The following is a 17,287-nucleotide window of genomic DNA, read 5'->3' as shown; positions in this document are numbered from 1 at the left end:
TATGGAAATCTACACCCTTATTACCCTTGGAATTTATTTTGTTGTTATGTTGGGTATTGGCGTTTACGCCTATCGGGTTTCAGGAGATGACATGGAAGGTTATGTACTTGGAGGTCGCAATGTTAGCCCTCACGTAACAGCTTTATCAGCAGGTGCCTCAGACATGAGCGGATGGATGCTCATGGGGCTTCCTGGTGCGATGTTTGTCATGGGCTACGATACCTTATGGATTGCACTTGGGCTGCTAATCGGAGCCTTAGCCAATTATCGACTGATAGCGCCGCGATTGCGCGTTTATACCGAAGTGGCGAATGACGCTTTAACACTTCCCGACTTCTTTGCCAAACGTTTCGTCGAAGAAAAAGGCAGTCTGCGCTTAATCACTGCGCTAGTCACCATCCTGTTCTTTACCCTCTATACCTCTGCCGGACTGGTAGCCGGAGGAAAGCTGTTTGAATCAGTATTCAACCTTGATTACACCCTGGGCTTGGTAGTCACAGCCGGCGTGGTCGTTGCCTATACCCTATTAGGTGGCTTTCTTGCGGTTAGCATGACTGACTTTGTACAAGGTTGCATCATGTTCATTGCATTGGTGATGGTGCCTTATGTGGCATTTCAGGAATTTGACAGCATCAGTGAACTGAATCAAATCACCACAGAGCAGATCGGCACTATGTCCACCATGCTAAGCGATGTCACTTTATTAGGCGTCATTTCCAGCATGGCTTGGGGGTTGGGTTATTTTGGTCAACCTCATATTCTGGTGCGCTTTATGGCAATCCACTCAACCAAAGACATTCCTGTGGCAAAACGCATCGGCATGAGCTGGATGACCGTCACCTTGATTGGCGCTCTTGGCACTGGATTAGTTGGCGTTGCTTACACACAGAAATTCACCTTACCTCTGGATGATCCGGAAACGATATTTATCGTCTTCTCACAAACCCTGTTTCATCCCGCTATTAGTGGTTTCCTGCTAGCAGCCATACTGGCAGCCATCATGAGCACAATTTCATCGCAGCTATTGGTGTCGTCCAGTTCGTTGACTGAAGATTTATTGAAAGTCTTCTTTAAAGGTTCCAGTGAATTGCAACGAAGCGCTCTACCCGGCCGCATCGCCGTTATTGCGGTGGCTGCTGTTGCAGTGCTCATCGCAGCAGGTAAGAACAACAGCGTGCTCTCTTTGGTAAGTAACGCTTGGGCAGGATTTGGTGCCGCTTTTGGCCCTCTGGTGATTTTCAGTCTGTTCTGGAAAAACATGACCCGTGCTGGCGCAATAGCGGGCGTCATTGTTGGTGCTGTTACCGTTCTGTTCTGGATATACGCACCGATTACGATTGCTGGAGCGAAGTTAAATGAACACCTATATGAAATCGTACCAGGGTTCATTTTCAGCAGTGCCGCGATTGTGATTGTCAGCCGTTTTGGTGCACAAACCAAAAGTGAAAAGGCCAAAGAAATAAGAAGAACCTTCATAACAGCACAACAAACACTACTAGAACAAAGCTAATCGCTTGGAGACACACATGTTTGACTTAACCAAATGGCAGCGTATCGTCCTGAAGGTCGGTAGCACGCTGATCGCCCCGGATGGTAAAGGATGCAGTTCTCGTTACCTGCTCGCTATCGCCCACTTTGTGGTGCGCTGTCGGGCAATGGGAATTCAGGTAGTGCTGGTTTCATCAGGCTCTGTTGCCGCAGGTAAACACCTGTTTTCAGATAACGTTACCAACAACAGAGACGTATCCATCACCCTGAAAAAAGCCATGGCAGCCGCCGGACAAAGTGAAATGATGGCTGCCTGGGACAGGTTGTTTGACTTTCCAACCGCTCAACTACTCCTGACCCAGGATGTATTACAAGATCATGCCAGCTATACAAGTGTCCGTAAGACGGTATTTGAATTACTGGATCATGACATCCTGCCCGTTATTAATGAGAATGACGCAGTATCAACCGACAACCTGAAGGTTGGCGACAACGATAATTTATCAGCAATGGCAGCCGCAGCCGTTGACGCCGATTGCCTGATTATCTGTTCCGATGTCGATGGACTTTACGATAAAAATCCATCACAGCACTCAGATGCCAAGCTTATCCATCAGGTTGACAACATCGACAGTAATATTCTTTCGATGGCAGGCGACTCGGTGAGCGGCTTGGGAACCGGTGGCATGTTCACCAAACTCGAAGCTGCGCAAAAAGCCACCGCTCATGGCATCCTGACCTTTATTTTAAATGGCTTGAAAGAGAGTAGTTTCAACCAGTTGCTACAAGGTCAAAACCCGGGAACCTGCTTTATGCCCGCAGAAACACCGATGCAGGAAAAAGTGCACTGGCTCACCCACACCTCTCAGGCACGCGGCGAAGTTATTGTTAACAATAACATTCAAGCCAAACTACAAGACGCAGACCTGAAACTGGACTATAGCGACATTGTTGACGTCAACGGTGACTTTGCCGCTGGTGATACCGTTCTGGTTAGAGATGAAGCCGGCAAAAAGATCGCTAAAGCCACCTCTCGAAGCAGCAGTTGCCTGCTGTATTTTCTGACCAGTGATGATGTTGACGATTCCATTGTGGAATCTGCACAAATTTCAGGCCCCGTTATCGTTAAAAATGAATTAGCCGTATTGGAGACAAAATGATTAACATCCCAAAGATTACGGATAAAGCTGCTGAAGCAGCACGATGCATTTCACGTTTAGATAGTGATGCAAAGAACGCCATTCTTCACCAAATGGCTAACGCCATTGAAGAAAAAAGCCAGCTCATTCTGGCGGTAAATGAAAAAGAAGTACAAGAAGCGAGACAGGATGCCTTGCCAGAAGCCATGATTGACCGGCTGACCCTTAATCCACAACGTATTGCAAATATGGTTGAAGGTATCCGTACCATCACACAACTGAAAGATCCGGTTGGTGCGGTGCGCGAACTGGGCAAACAGGAAAGCGGTATTGAAGTCAGCAAAGTGCGTGTACCTCTGGGCGTGATTTGTATGATTTACGAAGCGCGTCCCAATGTCGCTGCCGACGCATCAGCCCTGTGTTTTAAATCGGGTAATGCCGTAATTTTACGTTGCGGCAAAGAAGCTATTCAAACCAGCATGATGATAGTCACCATCATGCGTGAAGTGCTGATTAAAAACGGCCTGCCACAAGCCGCGCTGACCATGATCACCGATCCGGATCGCAACATCATGACCCAACTGTTAAAACAGGACGAACATATCGATCTGGTTATTCCTCGCGGTGGTGAAGGCTTAATCCGTTTCGTCTCGGAAAATAGCCGCATTCCGGTCATTCAGCACTATAAAGGCGTGTGCCATCTATTCGTCGATGAAAGCGCCGACATGCAAGTGGCCAAAGAGTTGCTACTAAATGGCAAAGTACAACGCCCCGGAGTCTGTAATGCGTTGGAATGCCTGTTGGTACACAAAGATATGGCACAGGAGTTTTTACCCATCGTCGCGCTGCACTGTCGTAATCATGGTGTCAAAGTGAATGCCTGTGCTCAATCCATGCCTTACTTTGAAACAGCCAAATTACTGGAGTCAGAAAACTTCGGGCAGGAATATCTCAGCCTTGAGTTAGCGGTACGCATTGTGGACGATCTGGATCATGCTGTGGCGCATATCGACCGATTTGGCAGCAAACACACCGAAGTGATTTGCACCCGCAATACTGACAATGCTAAACGATTCCAACGTATTGTCGATGCTTCAGTGGTAATGGTGAATGCCTCTTCCCGCTTTTCCGACGGTGGAGAACTAGGACTGGGCGCTGAAATAGGCATCGCCACAACCAAGCTTCACGCCTATGGGCCAATGGGGCTGGAATCGCTCACCACAGAAAAATACTTGGTTAATGGAACAGGACAGATTAGGCTATAACTTAAATAGCTATAACTCCACGTATTAATGGGAAATTGAATGCTCAAGCTGGAATATCACATTCCCGAGCTCATTAACTTCATTCATCAATATAAAATAATCAGCTCAGCCATCCTCGTTTTGGTTGGGCTTTTTATTAAGAAAATGATTGTTAAGCGAGTTCGCAAAGTCAGCCAATTTAAAGGTGAAGACAAGCGCCACCAAATCAGCACCTTAAAAAACATCATCAATATATCGTTGTTATTGCTGTTGTTTCTATTATGGTCAACCGAATTACAGCAATTTGCCCTGTCGATTACGGCATTTGTCGTGGCGTTCGTATTTGCTACACGTGAGTTTATTCAATGCTTGCTTGGCTTTATTTACGTCCTCAGCGCACGCCCCTTCCGCATTGGTGATTGGGTGCAGGTAGGCGATGTTGTCGGTGAAGTGGTCGGCGTCGACTGGATTAAAACCACACTGCTGGAAGTCGATGCCTCCACCTACGAATATACGGGTCGGCATATCTACATCCCTAACAACAAGCTAATTATTAATACCGTCGTAAACCTGAACTTCATGCGCCGATACGCCGTGCATACCTTTACCATCATCACCGACCCCGATGTCAACGTGTATGAACTGAAACCTCGCTTGGAAAAGCTGGCTCACGACCATTGCCAGCATTTTAGCGACGTAGCCGAACGTTATAAAAGCGTAATCGAAAAACGACTGGATATCGGGCTTAACGTCATCGAACCCAGTATTCGCATCACCACGAACGAATATGCCAAATGCCAGACAGAAATCACCATTTTCTGCCCGGCAGAAGAAGCCATCAAAATCGAGCAACAAATTAGCAGCGACTTTATGGAATACTGGCACAAAATAAGGGAGCGCAAAGGCTTGAAGGCTTCTTAGAATAAAGCCAGTCTATGTTGATACATGCGACCCAGATACTGGATGGCGCATCAAGTGCGCCATGACATGGTTGGTTAATTACCATAACGCCAAAAGGCACATTATTAATGTCATCCCGGAAACGCAACGCGTTATCCGGGATCCATCTCACTCAGTGCACCAGCCTTACCAATATTCACGAATCTCAAACAACATGCCTTTCCCTCACATAAAATCCAACATACAATTCCGAACAATCAACCAAATCGAAGCCACCACATCATTCACTTGCAATGCAACGACGACATTCCAGAGGCTCACAAGGTTCTTCTAGAGACAAACGTCAAAACCGCAACTATCAAGTCAAAAAAAGCGGCATAAAAGACGAACTCATCGACCGCCAGATTCTGGCAATTCATATTGCAATGGTGGAAAAACTGCTAGCCCATCCCGAGCTCCATCAGCAAGTATTCGAAACATTGGAAGAACGATTAGAAACAGGCAAACTACGCTATGGCGGTTATATGACCTGGTACAGCCTGATGGACAACATCGACAACGAAAAGCTGTTTCGACAAGGCGTACTGGAAGATTCCCCCAGAATGAAAAAACTACGCCGTAGTACACCTCTGGTTGGCATCCTCACCGAAGAAGAACGCCAACAGGCATTAATGAAAGCCGCCTGCGGCGAAGCGAATATTGAGCATTTAATGTATTAGTATGAAAAGCTATTGATGCGTAAGACTTACAGGAAAGTTAATCACCAAACAGCGACTGTACATCTCCCCACACCTTGTTGCGTAACTTATTGGTTTTTCGACGATAATTAGCAATAAACTGTTTCAACGTTTTATCTTTGTGAGTGGCTAAATATTTGAGTACATCAGCTTGTAGCACTTCCCGATCGTGCCAATCACCAATTACGCCATGCAAGGGCTTGAGTTTCTTTTTCAGTGAGTTCAGTTTTGGCATCACATCAATCATTCCCTGGCCACTTAGCTTGTTATTCAATCGATTATTTACCTCATTAACAACCTCTTCGTTGAAGTGACTCACACCTGTATCTAACAGTAAAGTGACAATTTCCCGAATCTCTTTCAATAATCGTCGAACCGCATGCAAATCTTCAATGCTACGCTCACCTTGTAGTAACTGATTGGTTTGATTCCAGTTGTCTTGAAGGAATTGCAACGTTAACAGTGAAACCTGTCGCTCAGGTAGATCTGCAACTTTTGCTGTTAACGTCTTGTTGAGTTCAACCAATTCAGGTTGATAAAAAGCGGCTAACTCGGCAATTAATATCTGGCTTTGTTTATCAACTCTCTTTTGCAGAAACTGACGAAACGCTTTCGTCTCAGGATATCCTTTTAGCATTAACAGGTTCACTTGAGCTTCTCGAATTTTCCCTGCTCGCTTATAGACGGGGGCTAACAAAGTAACATGATGTCGCTTTTTAAATCCCCCATGAGAGCAACATTCAAATAAAGACAGGCTGGCTCTGATATTTTTTATCGCCACGCGTAATTGATGAATGTCTTCCATATCACCACTGGTTTGAGTAGCCTCAATATATCGCGTTAATACATCAACCTGCCGCTCATACTGTTGCAACAAACCATGCATCGACACCTTCTGGTGATTTTTTTGAGGAGAAGAACCTTGTAAAGTCATGAACTCAAAATACTTGAATCACTGAAAATCAAAAGATAGACGAATTACTGCTATTCATAAACCAGACTTGCCAGTGAAACGACCATTTTACTTAAATTTCTTTTGCCGAACGACTTCGCTGCAATAATTGAGTCAAATGAACAACAGCATCGCCTATTAGCACATATTGACCGTTTTTTAACAATACGCCTAAATTATGCACTGTCCTGATTTTAGTAGAACGCTCATGCTTCAGACTTTAATCCCGAGGCATGAGCACCGCGCTTAAAGGACGCATCAAATCCAGAACCAGGAGCATTCACAATGGTGTTGCTATCTGGATCATAGGTCAGATTTTTAAACAGATAGCAATATAACCCTAGCGGGCAAACCTGGGGGAAATATGGATTTATAATGCTGTGATTAAAAGTGATAACTCGGAACGGTTCAAAACCTACATTTACATACAGTAAATGAGGATTTTGAACCAGTTTTTAATTCATATTAGAAAATTCTCTTGCGCGGCAGTTTCCCTACTCCGCATCATCGTCATTGTGAATATCCAAATTCGTCAACTCATCATGGTTGTTAGATGATTTACTACCGTCGTTTCGCGCTTGATCCAGGTGTTCTAAATACGCTTGGTTAACGTCACCGGTAATGTAATAACCATCGAATACTGACGTTTCAAAATTACGGATCTCCGGGTTTTCCATTGCCACGGCAGACTTCAAATCATCCAAATCCTGATAAATCAAACCATCTGCGCCAATCAAGGAACAAATCTCGTCAACTTCTCGGCCATGAGCAATCAGCTCATTAGAAGTCGGCATATCGATGCCATAAACGTTCGGGAAGCGAATTTCTGGGGCTGCTGATGCAAAGTAAACCTTCTTGGCTCCCGCTTCACGCGCCATCTTGATGATCTCGCCAGACGTCGTCCCACGCACAACGGAATCGTCTACCAGCAATACGTTCTTACCTTTAAATTCTGATTTAATGGCATTCAACTTGCGACGTACCGATTTTCTACGCATGGTTTGACCCGGCATAATAAAGGTACGGCCGATATAACGGTTTTTCACAAAACCTTGTCGATACGGCAAGTTCAATTCGCAAGCGATTTCCAGGGCAATATCAATGGAGGTTTCTGGAATAGGAATAACGACGTCGATATCCAGATCCGCCCATTCTTTAGCGATCTTCTGCCCTAATTTAGCGCCCATGTTTACACGCGCTGCGTATACCGACACACCATCAATAAAGGAATCTGGGCGAGCAAAGTAAACAAACTCAAAGATACAAGGAACATGAGCAGGCTTTTCTGCGCACTGTTGAGTGAACAACTGCCCGTCTTCAGTAATGTAAACCGCTTCACCGGGAGCAACATCACGAATAAAAGTAAACTCGAGCGTGTCCATTGCGACCGACTCTGACGCTACCATGTATTCGTCACCGTTTGGTGTTTCACGCTTACCTAATGCTAACGGGCGAATGCCGTTAGGATCACGAAATGCTACAACGCCATGACCAATCACAGCGGCAACCACAGCATAGGCACCACGAATACGTTTATGCACATTGGCAACCGAAGCGAAGATATCTTCAGCCTGAAGCTTTAGGGTGTCGCACTTTTGCAGCTCATCAGCCAGGATATTGAGCAACAATTCGGAGTCGGATGTAGTGTTGATATGGCGCTTGGAAATACGCAGCACTTCTTCCTGTAATTCCTGAGCATTGGTCAGGTTACCGTTATGTGCCAACGCGATACCGTATGGAGAGTTCACATAGAATGGTTGCGCTTCTGCCGAGCTGGATGTGCCTGCGGTAGGGTAACGCACATGAGCAATACCGATATTGCCAGTTAAACGTTGCATATGACGGTTACGAAATACATCGCGTACCAGCCCATTCGCTTTACGCAAATGGAACATGCCATTATCAATGGTGATCATGCCCGCGGCGTCCTGACCACGGTGTTGCATAACAGTTAATGAATCAAACAAGGCTTGGTTAACAGGGGTATGCCCCACAATACCAACAATTCCACACATACAAATGCACTCTTATACTGCAGCAATAAAGCTGGAATTAGCTCTCAAATACTCGAAGAACCATTCTATGACGACTGAAAATTCCGGTATCAGCAGTGATGCTTGCCACCATTGAGATGACGCCACTGGCGTGAAAGTATCCAGAAAAAACAAAACCGCGCTGACAATTAAGCCACCGCGTAACAAACCAAATACTGCGCCTAATGCGCGATCTGTTCCCGACAAGCCGGTGATATGCACAAGCTGTCCGATCAGATAATTAATCAATCCGCCCAGAATCAGGGTTAATACAAATAAAATAGCAATGGCAACGCCGTTGCGCACAATCTGATCCTGAAAATTAGTAAGATATGCAGCTAAAAATGGGTAGAAGTGTCTGGCGACGAAGAATGCAGCTATCCATACTGCAAGCGAAATGGCTTCCTTTACAAACCCTCGGACCAAACTGACCAGAGTTGAAAGCAGGATTATGCCGATAATGGCGAAGTCTATCCAATTCATGGGTTATCGCTGTTTAATTGCCTGTAATTACCATGCCTCAGTATTAAAGGTACTGAATTATTGCAATGTGAGGCTAATTGTTATCCCGTTAAAATAATACCTGGGTGCAATGCGGGCGCATTCTACCAAATGAATTTTAGGATGTCTTTATTGAGATAGGATTAGTTTGTAATGCAAAATGAACGTTCGATTACAGAACGGAGTGCAGAAGCCCTACACTCCAGCATAAAACAGAAATGGATGATTAATTGCTACAACGACCTTGTCTCGCCATATCCAGCTTGGTTACTTCATTTTTACCCGTTGTTGCATCAACAACTTTCAAGCCAGCTCCACCAACAAACGCGCCCATTTTGATGTATTGCTCAACAAAATAGTTCTTACCGCTTTCAGCCTCCAACATAAGGGAGTTGGGCGAGAATTCCGATTCAGTTGAAAGGGTGTGTTCTCTATTGCCTGCAACTTCTTCATAGAAAAAGATGCCTGGCGCGGTCTCGCCAACACATTTACCATTAAGCCAGACATCTTTTTTCAGAGCGCCACCAAAAGCAGAATTAATACGGTACACATAGATACCCGCATTTCCCTCGGAAGGTGCATCAAATTGTTTGGCTTTATTGGTTTCTTCCTGACTAACAGTAGGAACGGTGGCACAACCAGACAGGGCTAAAAAAGTGATGGCAATAGCCGACAGACGTTTTTTCATTTATTTCTCCTAAACCTTGATAAACATATCTTTAAGCAGAGCCTAGAGATAACAGAATTCCAATTTCCATTATTTACAAATTTTATCTATTACCTTGGACTACAAACTGCAGGTAGGAGTATACGTATTTCAAATTGTGACACCAGATAATATTTGTTTAACGGCAGGCACCTGAGAACAGTAAAACCCAAGTAAGAAGCAATAACCAATTGATTAAAATAAATAATTATTTCATCGCAAATGGCGTTAACTTGCCATTTAGCCCGGTTAGATCTTTTAAATGAGGTAATGCGTTATGCATTTTCTGGCGATCCAAATCAGGGCCCACGAACACTTTTGTCAATAACCCTGAGCTGGTTTGAATTGGGCGCGTGAAGGTTCTGTACCCAGCTTGTTCTAACTTGTTCAGCAATTCACGCACGTTCTTTTGATGACGGAAACTGCCCAGTTGCACCACCCAGCCGGCACTCAGCTCATCCGGGTTTTCTTCAACAACATCACGATCAACAGTTTGCTCTACGGGCTCTGCTACAGGTTCTGGTATTTCGATTTCACCAGATTCATCCAGCGGCTTTTCATCAACAATTTCCGCTCTACGGGTAACGGACTGTTCAACATCTTCAATGGGGAATTTGTCAGCTTGAGTAAGTTGTTTCATTACAGGAGGCTGAGGAAAGCTTTCAAAACGATCTTTACTGCGCTGCTTCTCGCCATCCAGAATTTCAGGCAAAAATATGACAGCCAAAGCAACCAAAATGATGGTGCCAACCAATCGGTTTTGAAATGCCGTTGCCAAGTAATGAACTCCTTTTAAGATGTATTCTGCCGGGGAAAACTGAAAAACACAGCCCCCTCGTGGGCGATCACATTCAATCGCCCAGAGAGTTTAACTTATCGCATTGATATTACAACTGACTCTTATAATGAAAAGTAGATGAAAAGTATGAGAAAACGTGTTGATGTAGCTATTTTCAGCTATTTCAATACTGCCATTACTTACGATTTCGCAATACGTCCGCAACAGTAAAGAAAGAACCAAAAACCAAGATACAATCATCATCAAAAGCCGCTTTTTGCGCCATCTCATAAGCTTGCGCAACAGACTCACACAGTTTTACTTTTTCAGACCCCGGTAATTGCTCCGCCAGAACTTGCGGATCCGTTGAACGCGGTGTTGGTAAAGGCGCAATATACCAACGCGCACCCAGGTCAATAAAAGGTTGTAAGCTGGACTTAGCATCTTTATCTGACAACATTCCCACCACCAGATGCAAATTACCTCGCACGATTGGCATGAGTTTGTATTTAAGATATTCCGTTGCTTGAGGATTGTGAGCAACATCCAGCACTGTGAGAGGTTGCTGACTGATAATCTGAAAACGACCAGGCAAATGCGTGTTACGGCAAACATGCTGTGCCAGCGAGTTATCTAACTCCCACCCCAACATATCCGCAACCGCTAAAGCTGTACCAATATTCATACGAGGAATTGACGGCTGCGGCATACCGACAAGGTGCTTGTCGCCATGATGCCATTCCCAGCAGTTCAATTCATTCTGGATCATCTGAAAATCGCGGTTTTGCCACCAGGCTTCCACGCCCAAACGTTCCACTTCATCAATTAACGTAATGGGTGGTTCGGTATCACCTATAACCGCTTTTCCACCCTGACGCAGAATGCCAGCTTTTTCCAGTGCAATTTCTTCGCGGGTTTCACCAAGCCAATCCTGATGATCCAAACCAATATAGGTTAGCACCGCCAAATCAGGCTCAACGACGTTAACTGCATCTAAACGACCACCTAAGCCAACCTCAAGAATTAACACATCCAGCTCTTGCTCTGCAAACAAACACAAAGCCGCAAGCGTGCCAAATTCAAAGGTGGTTAATGTAACTTCATCGTTTTGGCCATCTTGCCCCTCTTTGCTCTCCTTGCCTACTCTCGCCGCTTCGACTTTGGCAAAAGCATCACAATGAGCTTGCTCTGACAGCATATGCCCATCGACTCTGACTCTCTCGCGATAGTCCAACAAATGAGGCGAGCTATAAACGCCAACCTTCTTATCCAGATACAAAGCGATTTGTTCGACCGCAGCACAGGTTGAACCCTTACCATTAGTTCCAGCAACCGTAATAACCGTGCCACTTAAAGTAAGGTTTAAACGCTCATAGACTTGCTTGACCCGTTCCAGAGTCAAATCAATCTCTACCGGATGCAGTGTGTCGAGGTGTGCTAGCCAACCCGCTAAATCAGCGGGTAAGCCAGAGGTTTGATTGGTCATAATCTACGGATTAATGTGATGAAGTTTATCTAATAATCCATGCAGTTTGTCGCGCATTTGACGACGATCTACGATCATGTCAATTGCACCTTTTTCCAACAGGAATTCACTGCGTTGGAAGCCTTCTGGAAGTGTTTCACGTACGGTTTGCTCAATAACACGAGGGCCAGCAAAACCAATCAAAGCACCAGGTTCACCCACATTAATATCACCTAACATGGCTAAGCTGGCAGAAACACCACCCATAGTTGGGTCAGTCAATACTGAAATAAATGGCAAGCCCTTTTTGCTCATTTTCGCTAGCGCTGCACTGGTTTTCGCCATTTGCATCAGAGACAACAATGCCTCTTGCATACGTGCACCACCGCTGGCAGAAAAACAAATCAACGGCATGTTGTGTTTTAAGCAGTGTTCAACGCCTCTAACAAAGCGAGCGCCCACAACTGACGCCATTGAACCGCCCATGAAATTAAACTCGAAAGCAGCAACAACAACAGGCATCCCCATTAGTTTGCCTTGCACAACAACCAGTGCATCTTTCTCTTTAGTTAACTTCTGAGCAGCAGAAATACGGTCTTTATAGCGTTTGGAGTCTTTAAACTTCAAAACATCTTGCGGCTCAAGATCTGCGCCTAATTCTGTGCGCTCGCCTTGATCCAGGAAATGGTTGATACGTGATCGAGCACTGATGCGCATATGGTGATCACATTTTGGACAGACTTCCAATTGCTTTTCCAACTCAACTTTATACAAAGTGGAATTACAATTGGAACATTTTGTCCACACACCTTCAGGTACGTTGCTCTTCGTCACCGACTGGGTACGTGGCAGTATTTTTTGAATCCAGCTCATAAAAAATAATATCCCAGGTAAAAACGTGTACTTTTTAGTTACCGCTGTAACGATAAAATATCGACATACAGCGATGTATGTATTTTTCTGTGTCCATTCCCAACATGCTTCCTGCAACGAATTACCACATCTTTGGGCATTGCTGTAATAAACGCATTTTACACGAAGATGTCAGCAACATTTTGCTTGAAGTCTACCTACTTCGTATTTTTCCGTTTGCTATAGGAAATCAGGATTCATCATCCTGCCTGCATAACCAACCGCAAAAATACGATATCTGGGTCATTCAAGACGTACCCTATAGCCATTGTCCTACCATTCAGTGGAAACTACTCTGCCACAGATTGACGAACGAGTACAAATTTTCCCTATTTTGAAGCAAATTGCAACAGTAAGCTTAGGTTAATTTGTACTAATTAGCACAGAACATGCAGCAAACTGGCTGTTAAGTCGATGTAGAATGTAACATTGCAGCGCATTCTAGCAAGTTTCATCGGTTCGTCTGGTCAGAGAACCTACAATTGGAGAAACAAAGGACCCGGATCCGTCGCTGGCAAACCATATTTTTCAGGATATTCCACTTCCACCAGATACAAACCGTTTGATTTTGCCGTCGCTGCCGCCTTGGTTCGGTCTTTTTCAGCCAGTAGTTCCGCTATCCATTCAACCGGCATTTCCCCGGTTCCAACCAAACAAAGCGAACCGACGATATTGCGCACCATATGATGTAAAAAAGCGTTGGCTTTGATGTCCAGAATAACGAATGAACCTCGGCGCACGACCCTGGCATGATGCACGTTACGAAACGGGGTTTTGGATTGGCACATGGCAGCACGGAAAGAAGTAAAATCCTGCTCGCCCAATAAACTCTGAGCAGCTTCATGCATTTTTTGTTCATCCAGTTCACGGTAAAAGTGAGTCACACCTTGAACCAGTATGCCGCCACGCATTTTTTGATTACTGATAATGTAATGATAACGACGTGCTGTTGCCGAAAAGCGCGCATGAAACTCATCATCCACTTCCTTCGCCCATTTAACCGCAATGGTATCGGGAAGATTGGCATTCATGCCCATTGTCCATGCCTTTAATGGACGCTCAACATTAGTGTCGAAATGAATCACCTGATTAGTAGCATGAACACCTGCATCGGTGCGCCCGGCGCATTGCACTTCAATGGGTTCACAGGCAATCTTCGTTAATGCCGTTTCCAATTCTTCCTGAATACTGTTGACTTCTCGCTGACGCTGCCAACCATAATAAGCGGCGCCATCGTATTCAATTCCAAGTGCAATTCGGGTCATATTCGATCTTTGTTTTTGCTAACTGGCTATTAAGGAAGCGCTAGCAGGCTAAAAGGAAGGCGGATTTTAAGCGATGCGGTGAGCTAATACAAAAATTCAAAGCTCTTTTTCGTCAAAGGATGACTCATTCTCAGCTCGTCCCGTATTACCAACCAGCTTGTGCTCTTGAAGTGACTTGTTTTCCTGCACATGGCGGAAAGGCAATTCGATACTGGCACAACAACCGGCAGAATCCAGATTATTGTTGATGGTCAAACGCCCTCTGTGCGCTTCGATAATCTGGCGACAAAGTACCAAGCCAATACCTGAACCACTTTTCTTGGTACTGTAAAAAGGCACAAACAGGTTGTCTGGGTTGCTGATCCCCGCTCCTTCATCGCATATGGTTAATCGAAACACCGGAATATGCGCCGTCCAGGCAACTCTAATCACTCCTTTGGGTTTGGTGGCAGCCATTGCTTCAACTGCATTCTTGATCAGATTAATCAGCACTTGTTCAAACTGAACCGGGTCAATCATCAACCTCACATCTTCGGTCGATAAAATCTCAATATTCTGATCGTTAAAAAGCTGGCGTGTTTTGTCTAACAGCTGTATCAAAGAAATACATTCCAGCTGTGGCTCCGGTAGTTTTGCCAACAATTTGTAGCTATCCACAAACTTGCTTAAGCCACTGGCGCGCTGACTAATAATGCTCAAACCATCCAGTAAATCTTGCAGATTGTCGTCATTCACTCCCTGACGACTAATCATCCGGTTTAAGGTTTGACTAATTGACGCAATAGGCGATAGGGAATTATTGATCTCGTGGCTGATAACCCGCACCAGACTCTGCCAGGCTTTACTTTCCTCACTACGCAATAAGGTGCTCACGTCAGTAATAAACAGCAATTTATGCTGAATACCCGACACCATATACTCTTCCACATGCACATTAAAGCGCCCGGTATGATGCCCCAAAGACAGCTCAACAACCTCATGACGACCACTTTCAAACGACTGGGCAAAAGCAAGCTGTTGCAATAGCTTTTCGTTAGAGCGTGAATGCTCAATTGATAAAAGATGTTGTGCAGCAGGGTTAAAAAACAGGATTTGGTTATCATCAGTCAAGGCAACGATGGCAACATCAATATGATCCAATACCGTACGCACCAATAGTTGACTTTCCTTGGTTTCAATACGCTGCTGGCTCAATCGTTCAGCCAGATTATTCACCGAACCATACACTTCACCCAACATACCCTTGCTCATTTCGGAACGAGCACGCAGGCTGTAATCACCTTGTTGCATGGCATCAAGCAAGTTAATCAAACTACGAAACTGATGCACCACTTTTTGGTGGATTTGATGATTGGTATAGAGCACCAACATACCTTCAACAAAGGCCATTAGCAGGATCAACCAAATAGATATGTCTTCATAAAACATGATCCACAGTAGAAACGTCAGCAATGGCAAAGATGCCAACAACGACAGCCGCGTTAACTGGGATTCAAATGAAGGTTGTTTTGATACGGTTTTTTCCATCAGTGCTGCAACCAGAAACGGGCTGCCCTTATGTTTTAGATCATTCTTTCGATTTACCTAGGCGACGATACAACGCGCTACGACTCATTCCAAGTGATTTTGCGGCTTTACTGGCTTCACCATCAAAATAATTCAGCCGCTTATCAATGATGTCCTGCTCTATTTCATGGATCGGACGTAAGTCATCATCAACCAGTCCGGCACTCACTGGAAACGAATCCAATTCGACATTAATACCCAGATCCTGCGGCAAAATCGTCTCGCTATGACACAAAATATGAGCACGCTCCATAATATGATTCAGTTCTCGCACATTGCCCGGCCAGTCATAATTCAACAATGCAGGTTCAGCACTTTTATCAATCTGCTTAACTGGCTGAGAGTATTTTTTGGCAATTTGCGCAAGGAATGAATTAGCTAATGGCAAGATATCTTCTTTGCGATTACGTAATGCAGGAATTTCCAGTTCAATGGTGTTGATACGATAGAGCAAATCCTTACGAAATTGCCCTTGTTCTACCGCTTCATTTAAATCGGAATTGGTTGCTGTGATTAAGCGCACATCCACAGTTTGAGTTTTGCTGGAGCCCACTTTTTCAAACTGACTTTCTTCCAGCACCCTCAATAACTTACCCTGCTGGGAATAGGGAGTATTAGCAATTTCATCAAGAAATAATGTGCCTTGATCCGCTAATTCAAAGCGCCCTATTCTCGTGGATTTGGCGTCGGTAAAAGCCCCCTTTACATGACCAAACATTTCACTCTCGAACAAAGACTCCGTCACAGCCCCCATATTCACAGAAATCATGGGTTGCTCGTGGCGTGACGACAAATCATGTAAATAGCGAGCATACATGCTTTTGCCAGTGCCGTTTTCACCGGTCAACAACACACTGACATCACTGGCAGCCACCTGTTTCAGCGTTTGTAATACGCGTTGAATCGCTGGTGATTGAGCGACAATTTCCTTATGTGGATGCGCCTCTTCCTGCAATAAATGGTACTGCTCCGACAGCTTTTGCGTTTGGATCTGGCTTTTAGCCAAGGCAATTTGATTATTAATAATGGAGAGCAGTCGGTCGTTTTCCCAAGGCTTTTGAATAAAATCATTCGCCCCTTTTTGCATTGTGCTTACAGCAACTTCAATGGTTCCCCATCCAGTCATCACTACAATGGGTATCAGTTCATCCACTCTACGAATGGACGCAACAAGTTGTAACCCTTCATCCCCTGACGTGGTATCCAAAGAGAAATTTAAATCCATCAATACCAAACTAAAATCGCCATAGCGCAGTGCTTCCAACGCACTTTCTGGCGAGTCAACTGTGGTGGGAACGAAGCCTTCCGACTTCAATAACATGGTTAACGCTGAACGGATGCCTTCGTCATCATCGGCAACAAGAATATTATGCTTCATCAGAGCGTACTGACCTTTTGTGTTCATTATTGCAGCAATTTATACGAGGCAGAGACTGCTTGGCATATTGCGCTCGGTATACAGGTATTAAGGATCCTGCTTGATTGCCCGACGATTATAAATACAGGCTAAGAAAGAGTTCAATATTAACCGGAAATTAAAGTGGATTATGAAGTGTTTAAAAAGAGGTGTTGCAATTAAACCCGCCCTTAATGCCTTCAAG

15 protein-coding genes are annotated in these 17,287 nt (G+C 44.7%); 5 read left to right on the top strand and 10 right to left on the bottom strand.

The window, feature by feature from the left end; translation table 11 throughout:
* The first annotated feature begins 1 nt into the window (after position 1).
* The 5 genes from putP to KIH87_RS08610 all read left to right on the top strand — a co-directional run bounded on the left by putP (position 2) and on the right by KIH87_RS08610 (position 5,490).
* Positions 2 to 1,510, top strand: a complete 1,509-nt coding sequence (putP, locus tag KIH87_RS08630; protein ID WP_232361127.1) for a sodium/proline symporter PutP — start codon at positions 2 to 4, stop codon at positions 1,508 to 1,510.
* A 16-nt stretch (positions 1,511 to 1,526) separates the two neighbouring features.
* The gene (gene proB / locus KIH87_RS08625) at positions 1,527 to 2,648 is read left to right on the top strand and encodes a glutamate 5-kinase (RefSeq protein WP_232361126.1); all 1,122 of its coding nucleotides are present in this window, start codon (positions 1,527 to 1,529) and stop codon (positions 2,646 to 2,648) included.
* The gene (locus KIH87_RS08620; protein ID WP_232361125.1) at positions 2,645 to 3,892 is read left to right on the top strand and encodes a glutamate-5-semialdehyde dehydrogenase; all 1,248 of its coding nucleotides are present in this window, start codon (positions 2,645 to 2,647) and stop codon (positions 3,890 to 3,892) included. The genes proB and KIH87_RS08620 overlap by 4 nt, the downstream gene beginning before the upstream one ends.
* A 39-nt stretch (positions 3,893 to 3,931) precedes the next feature.
* Positions 3,932 to 4,792, top strand: a complete 861-nt coding sequence (locus KIH87_RS08615; RefSeq protein ID WP_232361124.1) for a mechanosensitive ion channel family protein — start codon at positions 3,932 to 3,934, stop codon at positions 4,790 to 4,792.
* Between the two features lie 272 nt (positions 4,793 to 5,064).
* Positions 5,065 to 5,490, top strand: coding sequence for a hypothetical protein (locus tag KIH87_RS08610; RefSeq protein ID WP_232361123.1), 426 nt, complete (start codon positions 5,065 to 5,067; stop codon positions 5,488 to 5,490).
* A 37-nt stretch (positions 5,491 to 5,527) separates the two neighbouring features.
* On the opposite strand, the gene KIH87_RS08605 is transcribed toward KIH87_RS08610, so the two are convergent.
* The 10 genes from KIH87_RS08605 to KIH87_RS08560 all read right to left on the bottom strand — a co-directional run bounded on the left by KIH87_RS08605 (position 5,528) and on the right by KIH87_RS08560 (position 17,091).
* A complete protein-coding gene (locus KIH87_RS08605; RefSeq protein WP_232361122.1) occupies positions 5,528 to 6,442 on the bottom strand; it encodes a CHAD domain-containing protein in 915 nt (304 codons plus the stop codon).
* 512 nt (positions 6,443 to 6,954) lie between these two features.
* Complete coding sequence (purF, locus tag KIH87_RS08600) at positions 6,955 to 8,475, bottom strand: amidophosphoribosyltransferase (protein ID WP_232361121.1); 1,521 nt, start codon at positions 8,473 to 8,475, stop codon at positions 6,955 to 6,957.
* Positions 8,476 to 8,487: 12 nt separating this feature from the next.
* Positions 8,488 to 8,976 carry a CvpA family protein gene (locus KIH87_RS08595; protein WP_232361120.1) on the bottom strand — a complete coding sequence of 163 codons (489 nt, stop codon included), beginning with the start codon at positions 8,974 to 8,976 and terminating at the stop codon, positions 8,488 to 8,490.
* 244 nt (positions 8,977 to 9,220) lie between these two features.
* Positions 9,221 to 9,682 (bottom strand): DUF2846 domain-containing protein, encoded by a 462-nt coding sequence (locus tag KIH87_RS08590; RefSeq protein ID WP_232361119.1) that lies wholly within the window; start codon positions 9,680 to 9,682, stop codon positions 9,221 to 9,223.
* Positions 9,683 to 9,908: 226 nt separating this feature from the next.
* Positions 9,909 to 10,478 carry an SPOR domain-containing protein gene (locus tag KIH87_RS08585; protein ID WP_232361118.1) on the bottom strand — a complete coding sequence of 190 codons (570 nt, stop codon included), beginning with the start codon at positions 10,476 to 10,478 and terminating at the stop codon, positions 9,909 to 9,911.
* Between the two features lie 196 nt (positions 10,479 to 10,674).
* Positions 10,675 to 11,964: a bifunctional tetrahydrofolate synthase/dihydrofolate synthase gene (folC, locus tag KIH87_RS08580; protein WP_232361117.1), complete on the bottom strand. Its 1,290-nt coding sequence runs from the start codon at positions 11,962 to 11,964 to the stop codon at positions 10,675 to 10,677.
* 3 nt (positions 11,965 to 11,967) lie between these two features.
* Positions 11,968 to 12,816, bottom strand: coding sequence for an acetyl-CoA carboxylase, carboxyltransferase subunit beta (gene accD / locus KIH87_RS08575; protein WP_232361116.1), 849 nt, complete (start codon positions 12,814 to 12,816; stop codon positions 11,968 to 11,970).
* Positions 12,817 to 13,331: 515 nt separating this feature from the next.
* On the bottom strand, positions 13,332 to 14,120 hold the full coding sequence (gene truA, locus KIH87_RS08570) for a tRNA pseudouridine(38-40) synthase TruA (RefSeq protein WP_232361115.1): 789 nt from the start codon (positions 14,118 to 14,120) through the stop codon (positions 13,332 to 13,334).
* A gap of 96 nt (positions 14,121 to 14,216) precedes the next feature.
* Positions 14,217 to 15,647: a sensor histidine kinase gene (locus tag KIH87_RS08565; RefSeq protein WP_232361114.1), complete on the bottom strand. Its 1,431-nt coding sequence runs from the start codon at positions 15,645 to 15,647 to the stop codon at positions 14,217 to 14,219.
* Between the two features lie 40 nt (positions 15,648 to 15,687).
* Positions 15,688 to 17,091, bottom strand: a complete 1,404-nt coding sequence (locus KIH87_RS08560) for a sigma-54-dependent transcriptional regulator (protein ID WP_269751486.1) — start codon at positions 17,089 to 17,091, stop codon at positions 15,688 to 15,690.
* Positions 17,092 to 17,287: the final 196 nt, after the last annotated feature.

Source organism: Paraneptunicella aestuarii (assembly GCF_019900845.1).
In the GTDB taxonomy this organism is placed as follows: Bacteria; Pseudomonadota; Gammaproteobacteria; order Enterobacterales; family Alteromonadaceae; genus Paraneptunicella; species Paraneptunicella aestuarii.
The sequence above is the reverse complement of the archived record's forward strand: the minus strand, read 5'-3'. Positions and strand labels throughout refer to the sequence as shown.